This window comes from Mycobacterium sp. 852014-50255_SCH5639931 (genome assembly GCF_001665605.1).
Lineage (GTDB): Bacteria > Actinomycetota > Actinomycetes > Mycobacteriales > Mycobacteriaceae > Mycobacterium > Mycobacterium paraffinicum.
This window is the reverse complement of record NZ_LZSV01000002.1, coordinates 347,066-363,357: the sequence shown is the minus strand read 5'-3', so window position 1 is coordinate 363,357 and position 16,292 is coordinate 347,066. Positions and strand designations below refer to the sequence as shown.

The window sequence follows — 16,292 nt, the reverse complement described above, 5'->3', positions numbered from 1 at the left end:
CCTAGTGGGAGCTACTCGCCGGGCTCGCGGTCGGTCGCGGTCGGCCGCGCTTCGTCGGGGGGCGGCGCGCTGTCGTCGCCCACCGCCTCGTCGTCGCTGTCCAGCGTGTCGTGCGCGGCGAACTCGTCGGGATCGGCGAGATCCGGCGGCGGTTCGTCGTCCGCCTCGTCGAAGGCTCCGGCAAAGTCCGCCGGTTCTTCGGCCGCGGCGGGCGCGGGCTTGGGTCGCCGGGGCCGGGCCCGGACGCCGCCGCTCATCACCAGGGTGATCCCGCCGACGACCGAGAACCAGAAGAACACCCCGATGAGCAAGGCGCCCTGGTCGACGCCGACATCACCGAAGTTTCCCAGCCGGCCGCTGCCGCCGTATGCGAGCAGGGACATCGCCAACGCCCCCGCGACGGAGGCGACGAGAAGCTTGGCCGTCGCCGGAATCAGCGGGAGCGCCCGACGAGCGCACTGTTGCCCGACCGCCACCCCGGACGACGCGCCGATGATGAGCAGGGCGACCCACGCCGGCCCGAGCGGCGGGTGGGGGGCGGCGGCCAGGATCGGCAGCGCCGGAATGTCGCCGCCGAAGACGGTGAACGAACTGAACGTCGCGAAGCCGAGGTGGGCGCTGGATCCGACCGCCATCGCCGAGGTGCCGACGATGACGTTGGGCGCGTACAACATTGACAGCACCGTGAGGCTGAACTGTCCGAATATCGAATCGGTGATCCCGTAGAGGTCTTGCATCGTCGCCCAATGCACCACCAGCGACGCCGCGGTGACCAAGCCGGAAAGTCCGAGCAACGCCAGGACACCGGCCGACGCGGCGCGCAGGGCATCGCCGAGCCAAAACGGCAGGGACGACGCCGCCAACGCCCTTCTCCCCACCCGGGACCACACACCGATCGCGGCGCCGAGGGCATGCACGACGAGCACGCTGGTGAAGGCGCGCAGAGCGCTGGGCGTCTGCAGCTCGGTGATCACCGACGACGCGTCGTGGATGACGGCCAGGGCGATCGCCGCGATCAGCAAGGGACCGCCCAGCGCCGACGCGACCACCCAGCGGACGACCAACCATGAGGAATACGGAGAGATCGCCCGCGCCGTGCTGCGCGCGGTCGCCCAGATCATGAGCAGCACCGGCAGCAGCGGCATCACGCCCAGTTCGCGGCCGCCGATCGAGATCGGCACCTGGTGCACGCCCAGCCACATGCTGGCGGTCGCGCCCAGCGCGCCGGTCATGTCGCTGTTGGCGATCAACAACTGCAGCAGCGTGACCGCGGCGATGATGACCAAGGCCACCACTGCCGGGCCGAACGCGACTCGGACGAGGTCACGCGCCTGGCGAGCACCCGCTGGCCGGTTGTCCGCGCCTTCCGACACCCTTTTCACTCTGCGGCGTACGTCCCGACTAGGCGCGAGGGCGCACGGTTAGGAGGGCGCTGGACCAGACGGCGACGAGGGCGGCTGCTGCTCCTGCCCGTACGGCTGCTGGCCCCCGCCCTGGTTGGAGTAGTTGGGCGCCGAACCCTCGGAGCCCGAGCCGGCCGCGGGCGGCGGACTGAAGCTGGGGAAGCCGGTGGGCGGCGTGGACGGTCCTTGTTGCGCGGTCGCTTGGGGCCCGGACTGCGGCTGGGCACCGAAACCGCCGGTCGGAACCGCGCTTTGGGTCGGGGCCTGGCTGGCGGGATAACCGCCGTACTGCGACCCGTATCCGGGGTGCTGCGGCTGCTGCTGGCCAGGCTGACCGTAGTAGGGCTGCTGCCCGTACTGCCCGTACTGGCCGTATTGGCCGTACTGGGCGTAGGGGTCGTACTTGGGCCGCGGCGCCGGCGCCGTGATGACGCCCGCCTCCAGCAGGACGACCACGACAGCGGCGATCGCCTGGAGCACGCTGCACGCCACCAGGGGCCACATCGCCCAGCCGATCGCGACGCCGGCCGGCAGGTTGATCGTCTCGGTGACGGCCAGCAGCGCACCGAGGACCGCGATGACCGCGACGACTCCGGCGTAGCTCTTGGCCTTGGGCAGCAGGCTCAGCCCCGCAAGCAGCGTGGCCAGCACCGCGACGATGACCGCTGTACCAGCGTCACCCGCCCGGCCGCCGACGCCCGGGCCGAGCTCGGAGCCGATGGTGAACGTCGGCCCGAAGTTCAGCAGATACACCGCCAGGCCGAGCACGACCACCGCGATGTTCAGGTAGAGCGGGAGCTTCGTCGTGCCGTCGTCGTCCTTGGTGAACGACGGCGTGGCGCCTGAGTAGGAGCCCCCGGGTGATGCGGGCTGATATCCGGGGCTACCGGGCGAGTAGGTCATGGCTCCTCCTGTTGCTTCCAGTGCCTTGAAGTGCCTTTGCGGGCGCCACAGTTGCGTCGCGACGCTGTGCTTGCGGGCGCGCCGTTCCATAAACGCCGTGCCCGGCGGTTGCGTTGCGACGCGATCGATCAACCACGCTAGCGCACTTCGGAACGCCGGTGCCGTGGCCACCGGCTTGGGCGCCGATCCGTGCCGCCACGACGGCAGCTTGCTCAGCGCAGGTAGAACACGTTCTAATTCTCTCCATGGATTACGGGCTTGTGCTTTTTACCAGCGACCGTGGCATCTCTCCGGCGTCGGCCGCGAAGCTTGCCGACGAACACGGCTTCACGACCTTTTACGTGCCGGAACACACCCACATCCCGATCAAGCGCGAGGCGGCGCACCCGACGACGGGCGACGCGTCGCTGCCCGACGACCGCTACATGCGGACGCTAGACCCATGGGTAAGCCTGGGCGCGGCGTGCGCCGTCACGTCACGGGTGCGGCTGTCCACCGCGGTGGCGCTGCCCGTCGAACACGACCCGATCACGCTGGCGAAAAGCATTGCCACCCTCGACCATTTGTCCGGCGGACGCGTCAGCCTCGGCGTCGGGTTCGGGTGGAACACCGACGAGCTCGCCGATCACGGCGTGCCGCCCGCGAGGCGCCGCACCATGCTGCGCGAATACATCGAAGCCATGCGGGAGCTGTGGACCAAGGAGGAAGCGGCCTACGACGGCGAGTTCGTCAAGTTCGGGCCGAGCTGGGCGTGGCCCAAGCCCGTGCAGCCGCACATTCCCGTGCTGGTCGGGGCTGCCGGTAACGAGAAGAACTTCAAGTGGATCGCCCGCAGCGCCGACGGCTGGATCACCACCCCGCGCGACTTCGACATCGACGAACCGGTGAAGTTACTGCAGGACACCTGGGCGGCCGCCGGCCGCGACGGCGCCCCGCAGATCGTCGCGCTCGACTTCAAGCCGATTCCCGAGAAGCTCGCCAAATGGGCCGAGCTCGGGGTGACCGAGGTGCTGTTCGGCCTCCCCGACCGCCCCGAGGACGAGATCGCCGCCTACGTCGAGCGGCTAGCCGGCAAGCTGGCCGCCCTCGTCTGAGACCCCTTCGTACGGCGAGACGTAAACGACGGCGGCCGTCCGCGGCGTGTCGTGTGCGTGGTTTCAGTGTCGCGGAAGGATCCGAACCTCAGGCCAGCGTGCAGCGGTTGCCGTAGTCGAAGGAGCGCACCCGCACCGAGTTCCCGAGTGGGTCGCCGTCGATCAGCAGCGCGATCAAGTCGTCGTCCTCGGTGGTGGACAGGAACCGGCTGCCGTCGTCGAGTCGGCCGACGATGATCCCGGTCGGGCGGCCATCGTCGCGCCGTACCGTGTAGGTCTCGACGGTGCCGGCGCCGTCGGCGTGCTCGGTCACCGACAAGGTCGGCCAGTCGGCGACCTGAGCCTGCGCCTGCGCGCTGCGGTCGGGCTTCCACTCCGCCGGGGTGGTGGAGTACACGCCGACCGAATACTTGCTCAGGATGCCACCGTTGGCGCCCACCAGTCCGAATTCCCCTGGTGCCCTTCGCATTTGCGCGACGGTCTCGGCGACGGCATGCATCGAATAGTTGTTGCCCGCGCCTCCGAAGAACGGCAGCCCGCCGGTTAGGGTCAGGCCGCGCGGATCGTCGGGCGCGATGCCCATGCCGTCGCAGATGTTGAACACCGGCACCGGAAAGCAGCTGTACAGATCGAAGGCGGCGACGTCGTCGATGCCGATGCCGGCCATCGCCAGCGCCTCACGCACCGCCAGCACGTGCGACGGCGCATGCCCGAGATCGGGCCGCTCGAGCAGCGCCTGTTCCTCGATATCGGCGTGGCCGTGCAGGTACACCCAGTTCTCCTCGGGCACCCCGAGACGACGCGCCGCGTCGACCGACATCAGCAGCGCGGCCGCGCCCTGGTTCACCTGGTCGCGGGCGACCATCAGGCGCGGGTACGGCTCCGCGATCATCCGGTTGCGGTCGGTCACGGTGATCAGTTCGTCGACCGTGCGCTCCACCGGCGCGGCGGCGAACGGATTGCTGGCGGCGATCTTGGTGAACGGCGCGAACAGCTCGCCCATCCGCCGCCGGTATTCCGCCGGGCCCAGGCCGGTCCCGGCCCGCCGTGCGTTTTCCAGCAGCGCGTACTGGATCGGCGCGCTGGTCAGCCCGTGCATGACGGTGTAGCGCGAGACAAGCTTCTCGATGCCCTGGCCCCGGTCTTCCAAGTCCCCGTCGACCGTCTCGGTGAAGTCGGGCTTGGCTTCGGCTTTCGCGAAGTAGCGCAGCGTCGAGGTGGCATCCGAACCGAACACCATCGCGACCCGGGAGCGGCCCGCCGCGATCTCCGCCGCCAGCTCGCTGATCAGGCGCTGCGGCCCCTGGCCGCCGACGATCTCGAGGATCGCGCGAGCGGGCGCCGCACCGATGCGGTTGGCCACGGATCGCGGGTAGTTGTTCGACCGTCCCAGCGGGGCGTTGATGACACCGGAGATCTCGAACTGCCGGACGCCGGCCACGGTGTCGATGGCCGACGCGGCGTCCTCGACGCCGCAGTCGCCGACGGCGGCCCGGGCCGCAGCGGCGGCCAGCTCGACCGGCGACATCCCGCGGTAGTTCGGGTCGTCGATGCGTTCGGCGGCCTGCCCCACACCGACGACGACGGGGGTGTTCGGGTCGAGATTCATAGACCAACTATCTACCGCAGGTCCGTCTCCCGGCCTAATCGGGGGTCGCCACGGCGGTTCGATGGTGGCGACCCGCTTCACCCGGCTATGCCGCGCTCGCGATCACCACGACCGCTACAGGCTCTGCAGGATCTCCCTGGCCAGCGCCGCGGTCTCCGACGGCGTCTTGCCCACCTTGACGCCGGCCGCCTCCAAGGCCTCCTTCTTGGCGGCCGCGGTGCCCGACGAGCCGGACACGATCGCGCCCGCGTGGCCCATCGTCTTGCCTTCCGGCGCAGTGAATCCCGCGACGTAGCCGACAACCGGCTTGGAGACGTTGGCCTTGATGTAGTCGGCCGCGCGCTCCTCGGCGTCGCCACCGATCTCACCGATCATCACGATGACCTTGGTGTCGGGGTCCTTCTCGAAGGCCTCGATGGCGTCGATGTGGGTGGTGCCGATGACCGGGTCCCCGCCGATGCCGATCGAGGTGGAGAAGCCGAAATCGCGCAGCTCGTACATCATTTGGTAGGTCAGGGTGCCGGACTTGGAGACCAGCCCGACGGGCCCGGGGCCGCTGATGTTGGCGGGCGTGATGCCCGCCAGCGCCTCGCCCGGGGTGATGATGCCGGGGCAGTTCGGCCCGATGATGCGCGTCTTGTGACCCTTGTCCAGGTTGTAGGCCCACGCGTATGCGGTGTCCTGCACCGGAATTCCCTCGGTGATGACCACCAGCAGCGGGATCTCGGCGTCGATGGCCTCGATGATCGCGTCCTTGGCGAATTTCGGCGGCACGAAGACGACGGACACGTTGGCGCCGGTCTCCTTGATCGCTTCCGCGACCGTGCCGAACACCGGGAGTTCGACGTCCTTGCCGACGGGGTCGACGTGCGAGACGGTGGTGCCCGCCTTGCGGGCGTTCACCCCGCCCACCACCTGAGTGCCGGCTTTGAGCATGAGTGCGGTGTGCTTGGTGCCCTCGCCGCCGGTGATGCCCTGGACGATGACCTTCGAGTCCTTGTTCAGGAAGATCGACATTGCTTGGCTCCCTTACTTGTTCGCCAGCTCGGCGGCTTTGTCGGCGCCGGCGTCCATGGTCTCGGCCTGGATCACCAGCGGGTGGTTGGCTTGGGCGAGGATGCGGCGACCCTCGTCGACGTTGTTGCCGTCGAGGCGGACGACGAGCGGCTTATTGGCCTCGTCACCGAGCATGTTCAGCGCCGTCACGATTCCGTTGGCGACGGCGTCGCACGAGGTGATGCCCCCGAACACGTTCACGAAGACGCTCTTGACCTGCTCGTCGGTCAGAATGACGTCCAGCCCCGCGGCCATGACTTCGGCCGATGCGCCACCGCCGATGTCCAGGAAGTTAGCCGGCTTGACGCCGTTGTGCTTTTCGCCCGCGTACGCGACGACGTCGAGCGTGGACATCACCAGGCCCGCGCCGTTACCGATGATGCCGACCTGGCCGTCCAGCTTCACGTAGTTGAGGTCGTGCTCTTTGGCCTTGAGCTCAAGCGGGTCGGTCGAGGCACGGTCTTCGAATTCCGCGTGCTCGGGGTGGCGGAAGTCGGCATTCGCATCGAGCGTGATTTTGCCGTCCAGCGCCAGGATTTGGTCTTTCGGGTCGCGCACCAGCGGGTTGACCTCGACCAGCGTGGCGTCCTCGGCGACGAAGAGCTCCCACAGCTTGTTGATGGTCACCGCGGCCGCGTCGAGCACCTCGGCCGGCAAGTGGCCCTGCTCGGCGATGGAACGCGCGGTCTCCAGGTCGACCCCGTCGACGGCGTCCACCGCAACCTTGGCCAGCCGCTCGGGCTTGGTGGCGGCGACCTCCTCGATTTCCATGCCGCCCTCGACCGAGCACATGGCCAGGTAGGTCCGGTTGGCCCGATCCAGCAGGAAGGAGATGTAGTACTCCTCGGCGATGTCGCTGGCCTCGGCGACCAGCAGCTTCTTGACGACGTGACCCTTGATGTCGAGGCCGAGGATGTTCTTGGCGTGTTCGTAAGCGTCCTCGGGCGTCGCCGCGTACTTGACGCCACCAGCTTTGCCGCGCCCGCCGACCTTCACCTGCGCCTTGACCATCACCGGACGGCCGATTTCGGTGGCGATCTCCCGAGCGCCCTCGGCGGTGTCGGTCACCCGCCCCGGCGTAGTCGGTACGTTGTGCTTGGCGAACAATTCTTTTGCTTGATACTCGAAAAGGTCCATGGTCTCTCTGTCTTCGCTCGACTCAACTACTAGGCCTCTTGGTGGGCGGTGCCGCGTTCGGCAACTCGCACGGACGAACTGTATCGACCCTCCTACCGGCCTTTACCGGCGCGTCGGGCGATGTGGCACAGCTCACGACATCGCGGCGTACCCCGTTCGTGACCCAAATCACAATTTCAATCGGATTGCGCGACGAGGTTGCCAGCTCCGCACGTCAGCGGATACCGTCCTAGGGTCCAGATAACGGTATGGTCACGATACGAGGACATTTCAGCTTGCCCCAGCATCGTTTGGCTCCTTCTACTGCTGAAACAGCAGGTGTGGTGCGGGTTGGTCGCGCGGCCGGCGGCCGAGGGATTGAGCCCCATCGCAACGAGGTCACCGAGATCCTCCCGCTCGACGGCTTCGACTTCGATGATCTGGATTGGCGCGAAGAGGTCAGGGATCTCGGCGACCTCGACTACAGCAACGACTCGACCTTCGACAACGAAGCGCAGGTCTTGCTGGCCCCCGAACTCGACGACCTGAACGAGGCCGACGACCCGGCCCCGCTGTGGCTGGCCGCCCCGGTCACCGAGGTGCTGCCGCGGGTGATCGTCAGGTCCGCCGCCGAGCCCCGCATCGGTCGCGCGCACGACGTCGTCGGTGTGGCACGACGCGGCGGGCAGCATCGCAAGGAACCGACCAGCGCGGCCCGGGGCCGCCTGCTGATCTCGGCGATGGCGGCCGGCGCGGCCGCCGCGGCGGCCCACACCGCCACCAGCCATGCCGACACCCCCAAGACCGAGGCCGTGCTGACCGCGAACGCGTCGGCGCTCACCGGCGGATCGGGCAACAGCAACACCATCCGCGGCCCCCAGGTGGTCGCGCTCGAGCCGGCGGCGACCGCCGCCCTGCACAACCAGGAGCTCGCCAAGGGCGTCGCCTACGCCAACGATCGCGCTCAGCGTGAGGCGCGATTGCAGCAGCCGCTCTATGTGATGCCGACGAAGGGCATCTTCACCTCGAATTTCGGTTACCGCTGGGGCGTGCTGCACGCCGGCATCGACCTGGCCAACTCGATCGGCACACCGATCTACGCGGTGTCCGACGGCGTCGTCATCGACTCCGGGCCGGCCGCCGGTTACGGGGCGTTGGTCAAGCTCCGCCACGCCGACGGCACGGTCACGCTCTACGGCCACGTCAACACGACGCTGGTCAGCGTCGGCCAGCGCGTGATGGCCGGGGACCAGATCGCCACCATGGGCAACCGCGGCAATTCCACCGGCCCGCACCTGCATTTCGAGGTGCTCCAGGGCGGCACCGAACGGATCGACCCCGTCCCGTGGCTGGCTAAGCGGGGTCTTATGGTCGGTAACTACGCTGGTTGAGGTGACCGCGCCGAATCAACCACCTCCCGGTCCGCAGCCGCCCGAGTCCACGTCGCCGTCGGACTCCAAGACGCGGATCATCCGCCGCGCACCGACCGGGCCGATCCCGATAACACCGGAATCCCCGACCAGCCTCATCCCCCCGCAGCCACCGCCGTACCAGGGCGCCGCTCGCGCGGGACGCCAAGCCACTTCGGGTGAGCCGAGTGACCGGACGGCCGTCGCCGCCTGCGCCGTCAGCATCATCAGCGGGTGGGCCACGTCGGTGGTGGCGACCGACCTGATCGCCGGCTGGTGGCGAACCGATCGTCTCTTTTGCATCGCCGTCGCGTTTCTGACCCTGGTGTTCGCCACGACCACCGTTTCCGGCGTGATCATGTTGCTGCAGCGCCGGCCTTTTGGGCGTTACCTCATCGTGGCCGGCGCCGTGGTCGCTGTGCTGACCTACCTGGGGGTGTTCATCGCCGGTGCCCGCGTCGCGTGGATAGTGCACCTGCTGCCGCTGCTCCCGATCGCCAGCGTGGTGCTGGCGATGCACCCGCGAACCAGACGCTGGCTGGAAGCCTGACCCGCGCCGAAGCGGGTGCCGGCCCGGCGCCCGACCATTAGGCGACTTTCAAATCCGATACCACCAGCGATATCAAAATCCCGAGTCGCCAAATGGTCCGCAGACGCCATGCGGTTAGAGCTTGCTGATCGGGGCGTGGTTGTGCATCAGCTTCACCCGCCCGGCGCTGCCGAAGTCGATGAGAGACATGGCCGATTCGCCGACGCCGGACACCTCTTCGACGCGGCCAAGCCCGTACTTGTCGTGAGTCACCCGGTCGCCGGGCTCGAGCACCAGCAACGGGCGCTTGCCGGCACCCGAGCGGGTCGGGGCCGCGCGTGGCGCACCGAACCGGCCGGCGCCGCTCACCGGCGCGCTGAACGACGGGGCCGGCGCAGTGCGCCGCCACTCGATGAGTTCCTGCGGAACCTCCCGCAGGAAGCGCGACTCCGGGTTGAGCATCGGCTGCCCCCAGGAGGACCGGACGATGGCCCTGCTCAGATACAGCCGCTGACGGGCGCGGGTGATGCCGACGTAGGCCAGCCGCCGCTCCTCGGACAGTTCGGTCGGGTCGTCCAGCGCCCGCATGTGCGGGAACATGCCGTCCTCCCAGCCGGTAACGAACACCACCGGAAATTCCAGTCCCTTCGCGGTGTGCAGCGTCATCAAAGTGACCATGCCGGCGTCGTTCTCGGGGATCTCGTCACTGTCGGAAACCAGCGAGACGCGCTCCAGGAATTCCGCGAGCACGCCGGTGTCCGGCACGTCTTCGTCGTCGGGGGTCTGTAACGACTCGCCCAGCGCGGCGGCGTTGGCCCGGTCAGTGCTGAATTCGTGTGCCACACTGACAAGTTCGTTGAGGTTGTCCAAGCGGGCCAGATCTTGCGGATCGGTGGAGGATTCCAGCTCCCGCCGGTAACCGGTACGTTCGAGCACCGACTCGACCAGATCGCCGAGATCCTCGTCGAGGCGGCCCCTGAGCTCGTCGAGCAGCTCGACGAAACCGGCGATCGCCTTCTCCGCGCGCGAATTGAGCATCGGCACTTTGCCTTCGGCCGCGGCCACCAGCGCGTCGGCGAAACTCGCGCCGGTGTTCTCCGCGTACACCGCCACGCACGCCTCGGCCCGATCCCCGATGCCCCGGCGCGGGGTGTTGAGGATGCGCCGCATGCTGACCGCGTCGCCGGGGTTGTCCAGCACCCGCAGATAGGCGACGATGTCGCGAATCTCTTTGCGCTCGTAGAACCGCACTCCCCCAACGACTTTGTAGGGAATGCCGGCGCGGATGAACACCTCTTCGAACGACCGCGACGAATTGTTGGTGCGATAGAACACGGCCACGTCGTTGTAGGTGATCTCACCCCGGTCGGCGAGCGCGTCGATCTCCTCGGCCACGAACCTGGCCTCGTCATGCTCGTTGTCCGCGACGTAGCCGACGATCAATTCGCCGGCGCCGGCGTCGGTCCACAGCCGTTTGTCCCGCCGCCCGGAGTTGCGCGCGATCACCGAGTTGGCCGCCGACAAGATGTTCTGCGTGGAGCGGTAATTCTGTTCCAGCAGAATGGTTATCGCGTCCGGATAGTCGCGCTCGAAGTCCTCGATGTTGCGGATGGTGGCGCCGCGGAACGCATAGATCGACTGATCGGCGTCACCCACCACGCACAATTCCGCCGGCGGCACATCGTCGGGCGATCCCGTCGCGTCGTGACCGACCAGTTCCCGCACCAGCACGTACTGCGCATGGTTGGTGTCCTGATACTCGTCGACCAGGACATGACGGAACCGCCGCCGGTAGTGCTGGGCGATCTGCGGAAAGGCCCGCAGCACCGCGACGGTCTCGCCGATCAGGTCGTCGAAGTCCAGCGCGTTTGCCGCGCGCAGCCGCCGCTGGTATTCGCCGTACACGGACGCCACGGTGCGCGTCAGGTCGTCGGAGTCGTCCGTCAGTTTCGCCACCGCCTCAGCGGGGTCGATCAGCTCGTTCTTCAGGTTGGAGATGGCGTTGGCCAGCAGCCGGGGCGAGTAGCGCTTGATGTCGAGCCCCATGTCGCGACCGATCATCTGCAGCAGGCGGCGGGAATCGTCGGCGTCGTAGATCGAGAAGTTGGAATTGAGGCCTTCGATCAACGACGCCTGGTTGCGCAGGATCCGCACACACGTCGAGTGAAAGGTGGACACCCACATGGCGCGGGCCCGGTTGCCGACCAACCGCACCACCCGTTCGCGCATCTCGGCCGCGGCCTTGTTGGTGAAGGTGATGGCCAGGATCTGGCCGACCCCCGCGCCGCGCGCCGCGATCAGATAGGCGATGCGGCGCGTCAACACGGCGGTCTTGCCGGAGCCGGCCCCTGCCACGATCAGCAGCGGCGAGCCCTCGTGCACCACCGCCTGGCGCTGTTGCGGGTTGAGGCCTTCGAGCAACTGATCTGCTTCGGAGGCCAGGTTGGCATCGGTTGCGTACACACTCATGTTGGTCCAAACTTACCGCCGCCCACCGACGCAACGCGCCCAGGCGTGACAACAGGCTAGTGCCCCGACCGCCCTCCGCCCGGCAAAAACGGGGCGGCGAAAGGCGTGTTTCGCAGACAAATGCGCCCCGATTTCAAATGGCGACTAATTAGACTCGAGTAAAAAAGCCGCGCATAATCGCGGCCCGAGTTTGCGCCGCCGTCAATCTCGCGCAATCTCCTATAACACCGAATTTCGCGCCCTGTTAATGGATTCCGTACCCGGCAAGCAGACCCGGGGTTGGCGGTCACCGCAACCGAACACCGGCAAGTCTCACGCGGACGTCGACCGGGTAATGGCCAGCTCACGAACGCCTTTTTGCGCGAGAGCCGATTTTAGTGGCACACTCGTTTGGTGCTCAACACGCAGCGCCGTCGGCGGCCTCGCACCCCGAACTGCCGCCGATTTTTCTACGGGTACCGATTAGCGGTCCCCGTGGTCTAGCTGCTTTCGTCAGAGCCCCGTGGTCCGCTTCCGGAGACCGGGGCTCGTCTCTTTTGTGAGGCCCGAAACCGGATGAGACCACAACCCCCACATCCCGAGAATGCGGAGTCAGCAGAGATGAAGGTTGAGACGGTGGAAACCCCACAGACGGCCGCCGAAGAGTTGAGTATCGACGACTTGCGTCACGAGATCGACCGGTTGGACGCCGAGATCCTGGCCGCGGTGAAGCGCCGCACCGAGGTCTCTCAGGCGATCGGCAAGGTCCGGATGGCATCCGGCGGCACGCGGCTCGTGCACAGTCGCGAGATGAAGGTGATCGAGCGCTACAGCGAGCTCGGTCCCGACGGCAAGGACCTGGCGATCCTGCTGCTGAGGTTGGGCAGGGGCCGGCTCGGTCACTGACCCGTCGCACCCGGGCTGGGCCGCGGCGCACCGGCCGCCCCGACGGTGACGGCCCGTCCCCCGCCCCGCTACGCGGCGCTTGCGACCGTCACTAGCCCAACGGTGACGGCCCGCCGCGCCCCGCTACGCGGCGCTTGCGACCGTCACTAGGGTCGAACTATGACCTCCGTGCAAAGCCTCCCCGACATCACCGTCACCCCAGCGTGGGACGCCCTGCGCAGGCATCACGAACAAATCGGCGCGACCCATCTGCGCCAGTTCTTCGACGAGGATCCCGACCGCGGCCGCGAACTCACCGTATCGGTCGGCGACCTCTACATCGACTACAGCAAACACCGCGTCACGCGAGAGACGCTGCGGCTGCTGGTCGATCTGGCGCGCACGGCTAACCTCGAAGAGCGCCGCGACCAGATGTTCGCCGGCGCGCACATCAACGTCTCCGAGGACCGGGCGGTATTGCACACCGCGCTGCGACTGCCCCGGGACGCCGAACTGATCGTCGACGGCCACAACGTCGTCGAGGACGTGCACGCCGTGCTCGACCGGATGGGCGACTTCACCGACCGGTTACGCAATGGTGAATGGACCGGGGCCACCGGGAAAAGAATCAGCACGGTGGTCAACATCGGCATCGGCGGATCGGATCTGGGGCCGGTGATGGTCTATCAGGCGCTACGCCACTACGCCGACGCCGGGATTTCCGCACGCTTCGCCTCCAACGTCGACCCGGCCGACCTCATCGCCACGCTGGCCGACTTGGACCCCGCCACAACGCTTTTCATCGTCGCCTCCAAGACGTTCTCCACGCTGGAAACCCTGACCAACGCGACCGCCGCGCGCCGCTGGCTGACCGACGCGCTCGGCGACGCCGCGGTCTCCAAGCATTTCGTGGCGGTCTCCACCAACAAGCGCCTGGCCGACGACTTCGGCATCAACACCGACAACATGTTCGGCTTCTGGGACTGGGTCGGGGGACGGTATTCCGTCGATTCGGCGATCGGCCTCTCGGTGATGGCCGCGATCGGCAAGGAGGCCTTCGCCGATTTTCTGTCCGGATTCCACATCGTGGACCGGCATTTCAAGACCGCCCCGCTGGAGTCCAACGCGCCGGCGCTGCTCGGGCTGATCGGGCTGTGGTACTCCAACTTCATGGGTGCCCAGTCGCGCGCGGTGCTGCCCTACTCCAACGACTTGGCGCGATTCGCGGCCTATCTACAACAGCTGACGATGGAATCGAATGGTAAGTCGACGCGCGCCGACGGCACTCCGGTCACCACCGACACCGGCGAAATCTTTTGGGGCGAGCCGGGAACCAACGGCCAGCATGCCTTCTACCAATTGCTGCATCAGGGCACCCGGCTGGTGCCGGCCGACTTCATCGGCTTCAGCCAGCCTCTGGACGACCTGCCCACCGTCGAGGGCACCGGCAGCATGCACGACTTGCTGATGAGCAACTTCTTCGCCCAGACCCAAGTGTTGGCGTTCGGTAAGACCGCCGAGGAGATTGCCGCCGAAGGCACGCCGGCCGACATCGTGCCGCACAAGGTGATGCCCGGCAACCGGCCGTCGACCTCGATCCTGGCCGACCGGCTAACGCCGTCAGTGCTGGGCCAGTTGATCGCGCTCTACGAGCATCAGGTCTTCACCGAGGGCGCCATCTGGGGCATCGACTCGTTCGACCAGTGGGGCGTGGAGCTGGGCAAGACGCAGGCGAAAGCGCTGCTCCCCGTGATCACGTCCGACGGCTCGCCGGCTCCGCAGTCCGACAGCTCGACCGACGCGCTGGTGCGCCGCTACCGGACCGAACGCGGGCGCACCAGCTAGTAGCCCTCAGCCGGTCCGGCTCATGACGTCCGACCCGAGTCGGCGCACGAAGGTGCGCAAGCGTTCTACGGTCGCGGTCTGCGGCTCACTGAGGTGCAGCTGCAGCAGTTCGCGTCCGGCGGCGTGCAGGATCCGCGCGGTGTACTCGGGGTCGTGCACTCCGGGATTGGTGCGCAGCAGTTCGGCGACGAAGAACTCCAACACGACGGCCTGCGATTCAGCCAGCCGCGCATACAACTCCGGGGGAGCACCCTGCGGCGGAAACAGGAACAGCCGCCACGTTGCCGGGTGGGCGTCGACCGCGGCCAGCACGCCGTCGAAGGCAACCACAAGCGACTGGTCCTCGGAGACGGCATCCAACCCGGAGACCGCCTCGGCGAACTGGGCGCCGGCGCGGGCCGCCTCACGGTCGATCAGCGCGACGAACAGTCCCGCCGGGTCGCCGAACAGCTGATAGATCAACGACCGATTGATGCCGGCCGCCTCGGCGATGCGATTGGGTGTGGCCGCGTGGAACCCCTCGGCGTCGACGATCGCGTGCGTGACGCCGAGGATCTGCTCGCGCCGACCTTCGGCGGTCATGCGCCGCTTAGGGTTGCCCGCACTCATGCTTGACAGCATAACTAACAACTTGTGAGTATTTACTCACGAACTGTTAGTTAATGGGAGGCAGCGATGGTCACGTACTACCCCGAACTCGCCGAGCGAGTCCGCAGCCAGCGCGCATTGCAGCCCGACCTGTATGGAGACTTCGACTTCGACCGGCAGCCGGATCGTCTGGCCACCGAGCCCGGCGTCGACTCGGCCCTGCCCGCCTGGATCGCCGACCGCGCACCGATCCTGGAAGACGACCGCGTGGTCGAGTTGATGAGCACGGCCACCCTGCTCGGCGACGTCGTCGCCGATCCCTATGCGGCACTGATGGCTTCGCACAGCGCCGTCCAGCTGATCGACATGCTCAAGACGGCCTGCCGGGAGGGCGTCGAGGCGGTGTCCGACGCGCCCCCGGAGCTGGTTTCGTTCATCGCCGCCATGGAGGCCACTCCGGAGTGGATCGACTTCGACCTGGTCCGTGAGGGCGCCCGCCAAGAGCGGATCCCCGCAGCGCTGCTGGCCCCCTTCATCACGCGAGGGGCCTTCATCGCGACCTTCACCAACACCTACGCCGCGCTGCCGATGGCGCTCACCGGCGCACTCTCGGGCAAGCGGGCCGCCCGGCGGGTAAACGAGACCGCGAGTTTCTTCGCCGTCACCACCCTGCCCGGTGCGCTGGACCGTTTCGGCCCCGGTTTCGAGGCGGCCGCCATGGTCCGGCTGATGCACTCGATGGTCCGCTACAACGCCCTCAAGAAATCCGACAAGTGGGATGCCGCCGTGTACGGCATGCCCGTGCCGCAGGTCGACCAGATGCCGGCCGGAATGATCGGCCAGTACCTGCTGGCCCGCAAGGCGCGCCAACAGGGCCGGACAGAGTTCACCGCCGAAGAGCGCGCCGTCGTCGAATTCGCCAGGTATCGCTGCTTTTTGCTCGGCCTGCCAGAAGAGCTGTTGCCGGCCGAACCGGCCGACATCATCCACGTCATGCACGCGCGCTCGGCACTGCTGCGCGACGGATTCGACAGCATCTGCCAAGAACTCGTCCGCGGCACGATGGCGGCCTATTTGCGCCCCGACACGACGCTGTTCGACCGTTGCGCCGAAGCGGTCGAAAAGAGTTTCAGCAAGCTCACTTTCGTTCGCACCTTCTGCAATGGGAATCGAGAGATCGCCGAGGCCATGGGCGTCTCAATGGGGCCGACGGACCTCATCCGGGTCGCCCTCACCGCGCCCTTCATCATCGGGCGTTTCACCGCCGTGAGCCACGCCAGCCGCATCCGCGTGCTTCGGGAAATCACCGACGCCTACGTCATCGGGCTCCTCAAGCTACGGCTGGCGACCTACGGCAAGCCCGAATTCACCAGCGACGCAGAACATTACACGCCGGTGCCGCACTGA

13 protein-coding genes are annotated in these 16,292 nt (G+C 67.4%); 6 read left to right on the top strand and 7 right to left on the bottom strand.

Annotation, left to right across the window (positions count from 1 at the left end):
• Window positions 1-11: 11 nt before the first annotated feature.
• Both A5758_RS02255 and A5758_RS02250 read right to left on the bottom strand, forming a co-directional pair.
• Window positions 12-1,382: a DUF6350 family protein gene (locus A5758_RS02255; RefSeq protein WP_082939537.1), complete on the bottom strand. Its 1,371-nt coding sequence runs from the start codon at window positions 1,380-1,382 to the stop codon at window positions 12-14.
• Between the two features lie 39 nt (window positions 1,383-1,421).
• Window positions 1,422-2,306 carry a DUF5336 domain-containing protein gene (locus tag A5758_RS02250; RefSeq protein ID WP_067736149.1) on the bottom strand — a complete coding sequence of 295 codons (885 nt, stop codon included), beginning with the start codon at window positions 2,304-2,306 and terminating at the stop codon, window positions 1,422-1,424.
• 245 nt (window positions 2,307-2,551) lie between these two features.
• Between A5758_RS02250 and A5758_RS02245 the strand changes: the two genes are divergently transcribed.
• A complete protein-coding gene (locus A5758_RS02245; protein ID WP_066957480.1) occupies window positions 2,552-3,400 on the top strand; it encodes an LLM class F420-dependent oxidoreductase in 849 nt (282 codons plus the stop codon).
• 88 nt (window positions 3,401-3,488) lie between these two features.
• On the opposite strand, the gene A5758_RS02240 is transcribed toward A5758_RS02245, so the two are convergent.
• The 3 genes from A5758_RS02240 to sucC all read right to left on the bottom strand — a co-directional run bounded on the left by A5758_RS02240 (window position 3,489) and on the right by sucC (window position 7,202).
• Window positions 3,489-5,009 carry an acetyl-CoA acetyltransferase gene (locus A5758_RS02240; RefSeq protein ID WP_067735788.1) on the bottom strand — a complete coding sequence of 507 codons (1,521 nt, stop codon included), beginning with the start codon at window positions 5,007-5,009 and terminating at the stop codon, window positions 3,489-3,491.
• A gap of 114 nt (window positions 5,010-5,123) precedes the next feature.
• The gene (sucD, locus tag A5758_RS02235; RefSeq protein ID WP_067200182.1) at window positions 5,124-6,026 is read right to left on the bottom strand and encodes a succinate--CoA ligase subunit alpha; all 903 of its coding nucleotides are present in this window, start codon (window positions 6,024-6,026) and stop codon (window positions 5,124-5,126) included.
• Window positions 6,027-6,038: 12 nt separating this feature from the next.
• Window positions 6,039-7,202 (bottom strand): ADP-forming succinate--CoA ligase subunit beta, encoded by a 1,164-nt coding sequence (gene sucC / locus A5758_RS02230; RefSeq protein WP_067200178.1) that lies wholly within the window; start codon window positions 7,200-7,202, stop codon window positions 6,039-6,041.
• Window positions 7,203-7,525: 323 nt separating this feature from the next.
• Between sucC and A5758_RS02225 the strand changes: the two genes are divergently transcribed.
• Window positions 7,526-8,572, top strand: a complete 1,047-nt coding sequence (locus tag A5758_RS02225; RefSeq protein WP_067736143.1) for a M23 family metallopeptidase — start codon at window positions 7,526-7,528, stop codon at window positions 8,570-8,572.
• Window position 8,573: 1 nt separating this feature from the next.
• Window positions 8,574-9,140 (top strand): hypothetical protein, encoded by a 567-nt coding sequence (locus A5758_RS02220; protein ID WP_067735785.1) that lies wholly within the window; start codon window positions 8,574-8,576, stop codon window positions 9,138-9,140.
• A gap of 114 nt (window positions 9,141-9,254) precedes the next feature.
• Here A5758_RS02220 and pcrA read toward each other — a convergent pair whose 3' ends face one another.
• On the bottom strand, window positions 9,255-11,588 hold the full coding sequence (gene pcrA, locus A5758_RS02215) for a DNA helicase PcrA (protein WP_067735782.1): 2,334 nt from the start codon (window positions 11,586-11,588) through the stop codon (window positions 9,255-9,257).
• A gap of 555 nt (window positions 11,589-12,143) precedes the next feature.
• Between pcrA and A5758_RS02210 the strand changes: the two genes are divergently transcribed.
• Together A5758_RS02210 and pgi are read left to right on the top strand one after the other, a co-directional pair.
• Entirely contained in the window at window positions 12,144-12,473 is a 330-nt protein-coding gene (locus A5758_RS02210) for a chorismate mutase (protein ID WP_082939175.1), read from the top strand.
• Window positions 12,474-12,632: 159 nt separating this feature from the next.
• Window positions 12,633-14,297: a glucose-6-phosphate isomerase gene (gene pgi / locus A5758_RS02205; protein WP_067735780.1), complete on the top strand. Its 1,665-nt coding sequence runs from the start codon at window positions 12,633-12,635 to the stop codon at window positions 14,295-14,297.
• A 6-nt stretch (window positions 14,298-14,303) separates the two neighbouring features.
• Here pgi and A5758_RS02200 read toward each other — a convergent pair whose 3' ends face one another.
• On the bottom strand, window positions 14,304-14,879 hold the full coding sequence (locus A5758_RS02200) for a TetR/AcrR family transcriptional regulator (protein ID WP_067735777.1): 576 nt from the start codon (window positions 14,877-14,879) through the stop codon (window positions 14,304-14,306).
• Between the two features lie 93 nt (window positions 14,880-14,972).
• On the opposite strand from A5758_RS02200, the gene A5758_RS02195 reads away from it, so the two are divergent.
• Window positions 14,973-16,292: an oxygenase MpaB family protein gene (locus A5758_RS02195; protein WP_067735774.1), complete on the top strand. Its 1,320-nt coding sequence runs from the start codon at window positions 14,973-14,975 to the stop codon at window positions 16,290-16,292.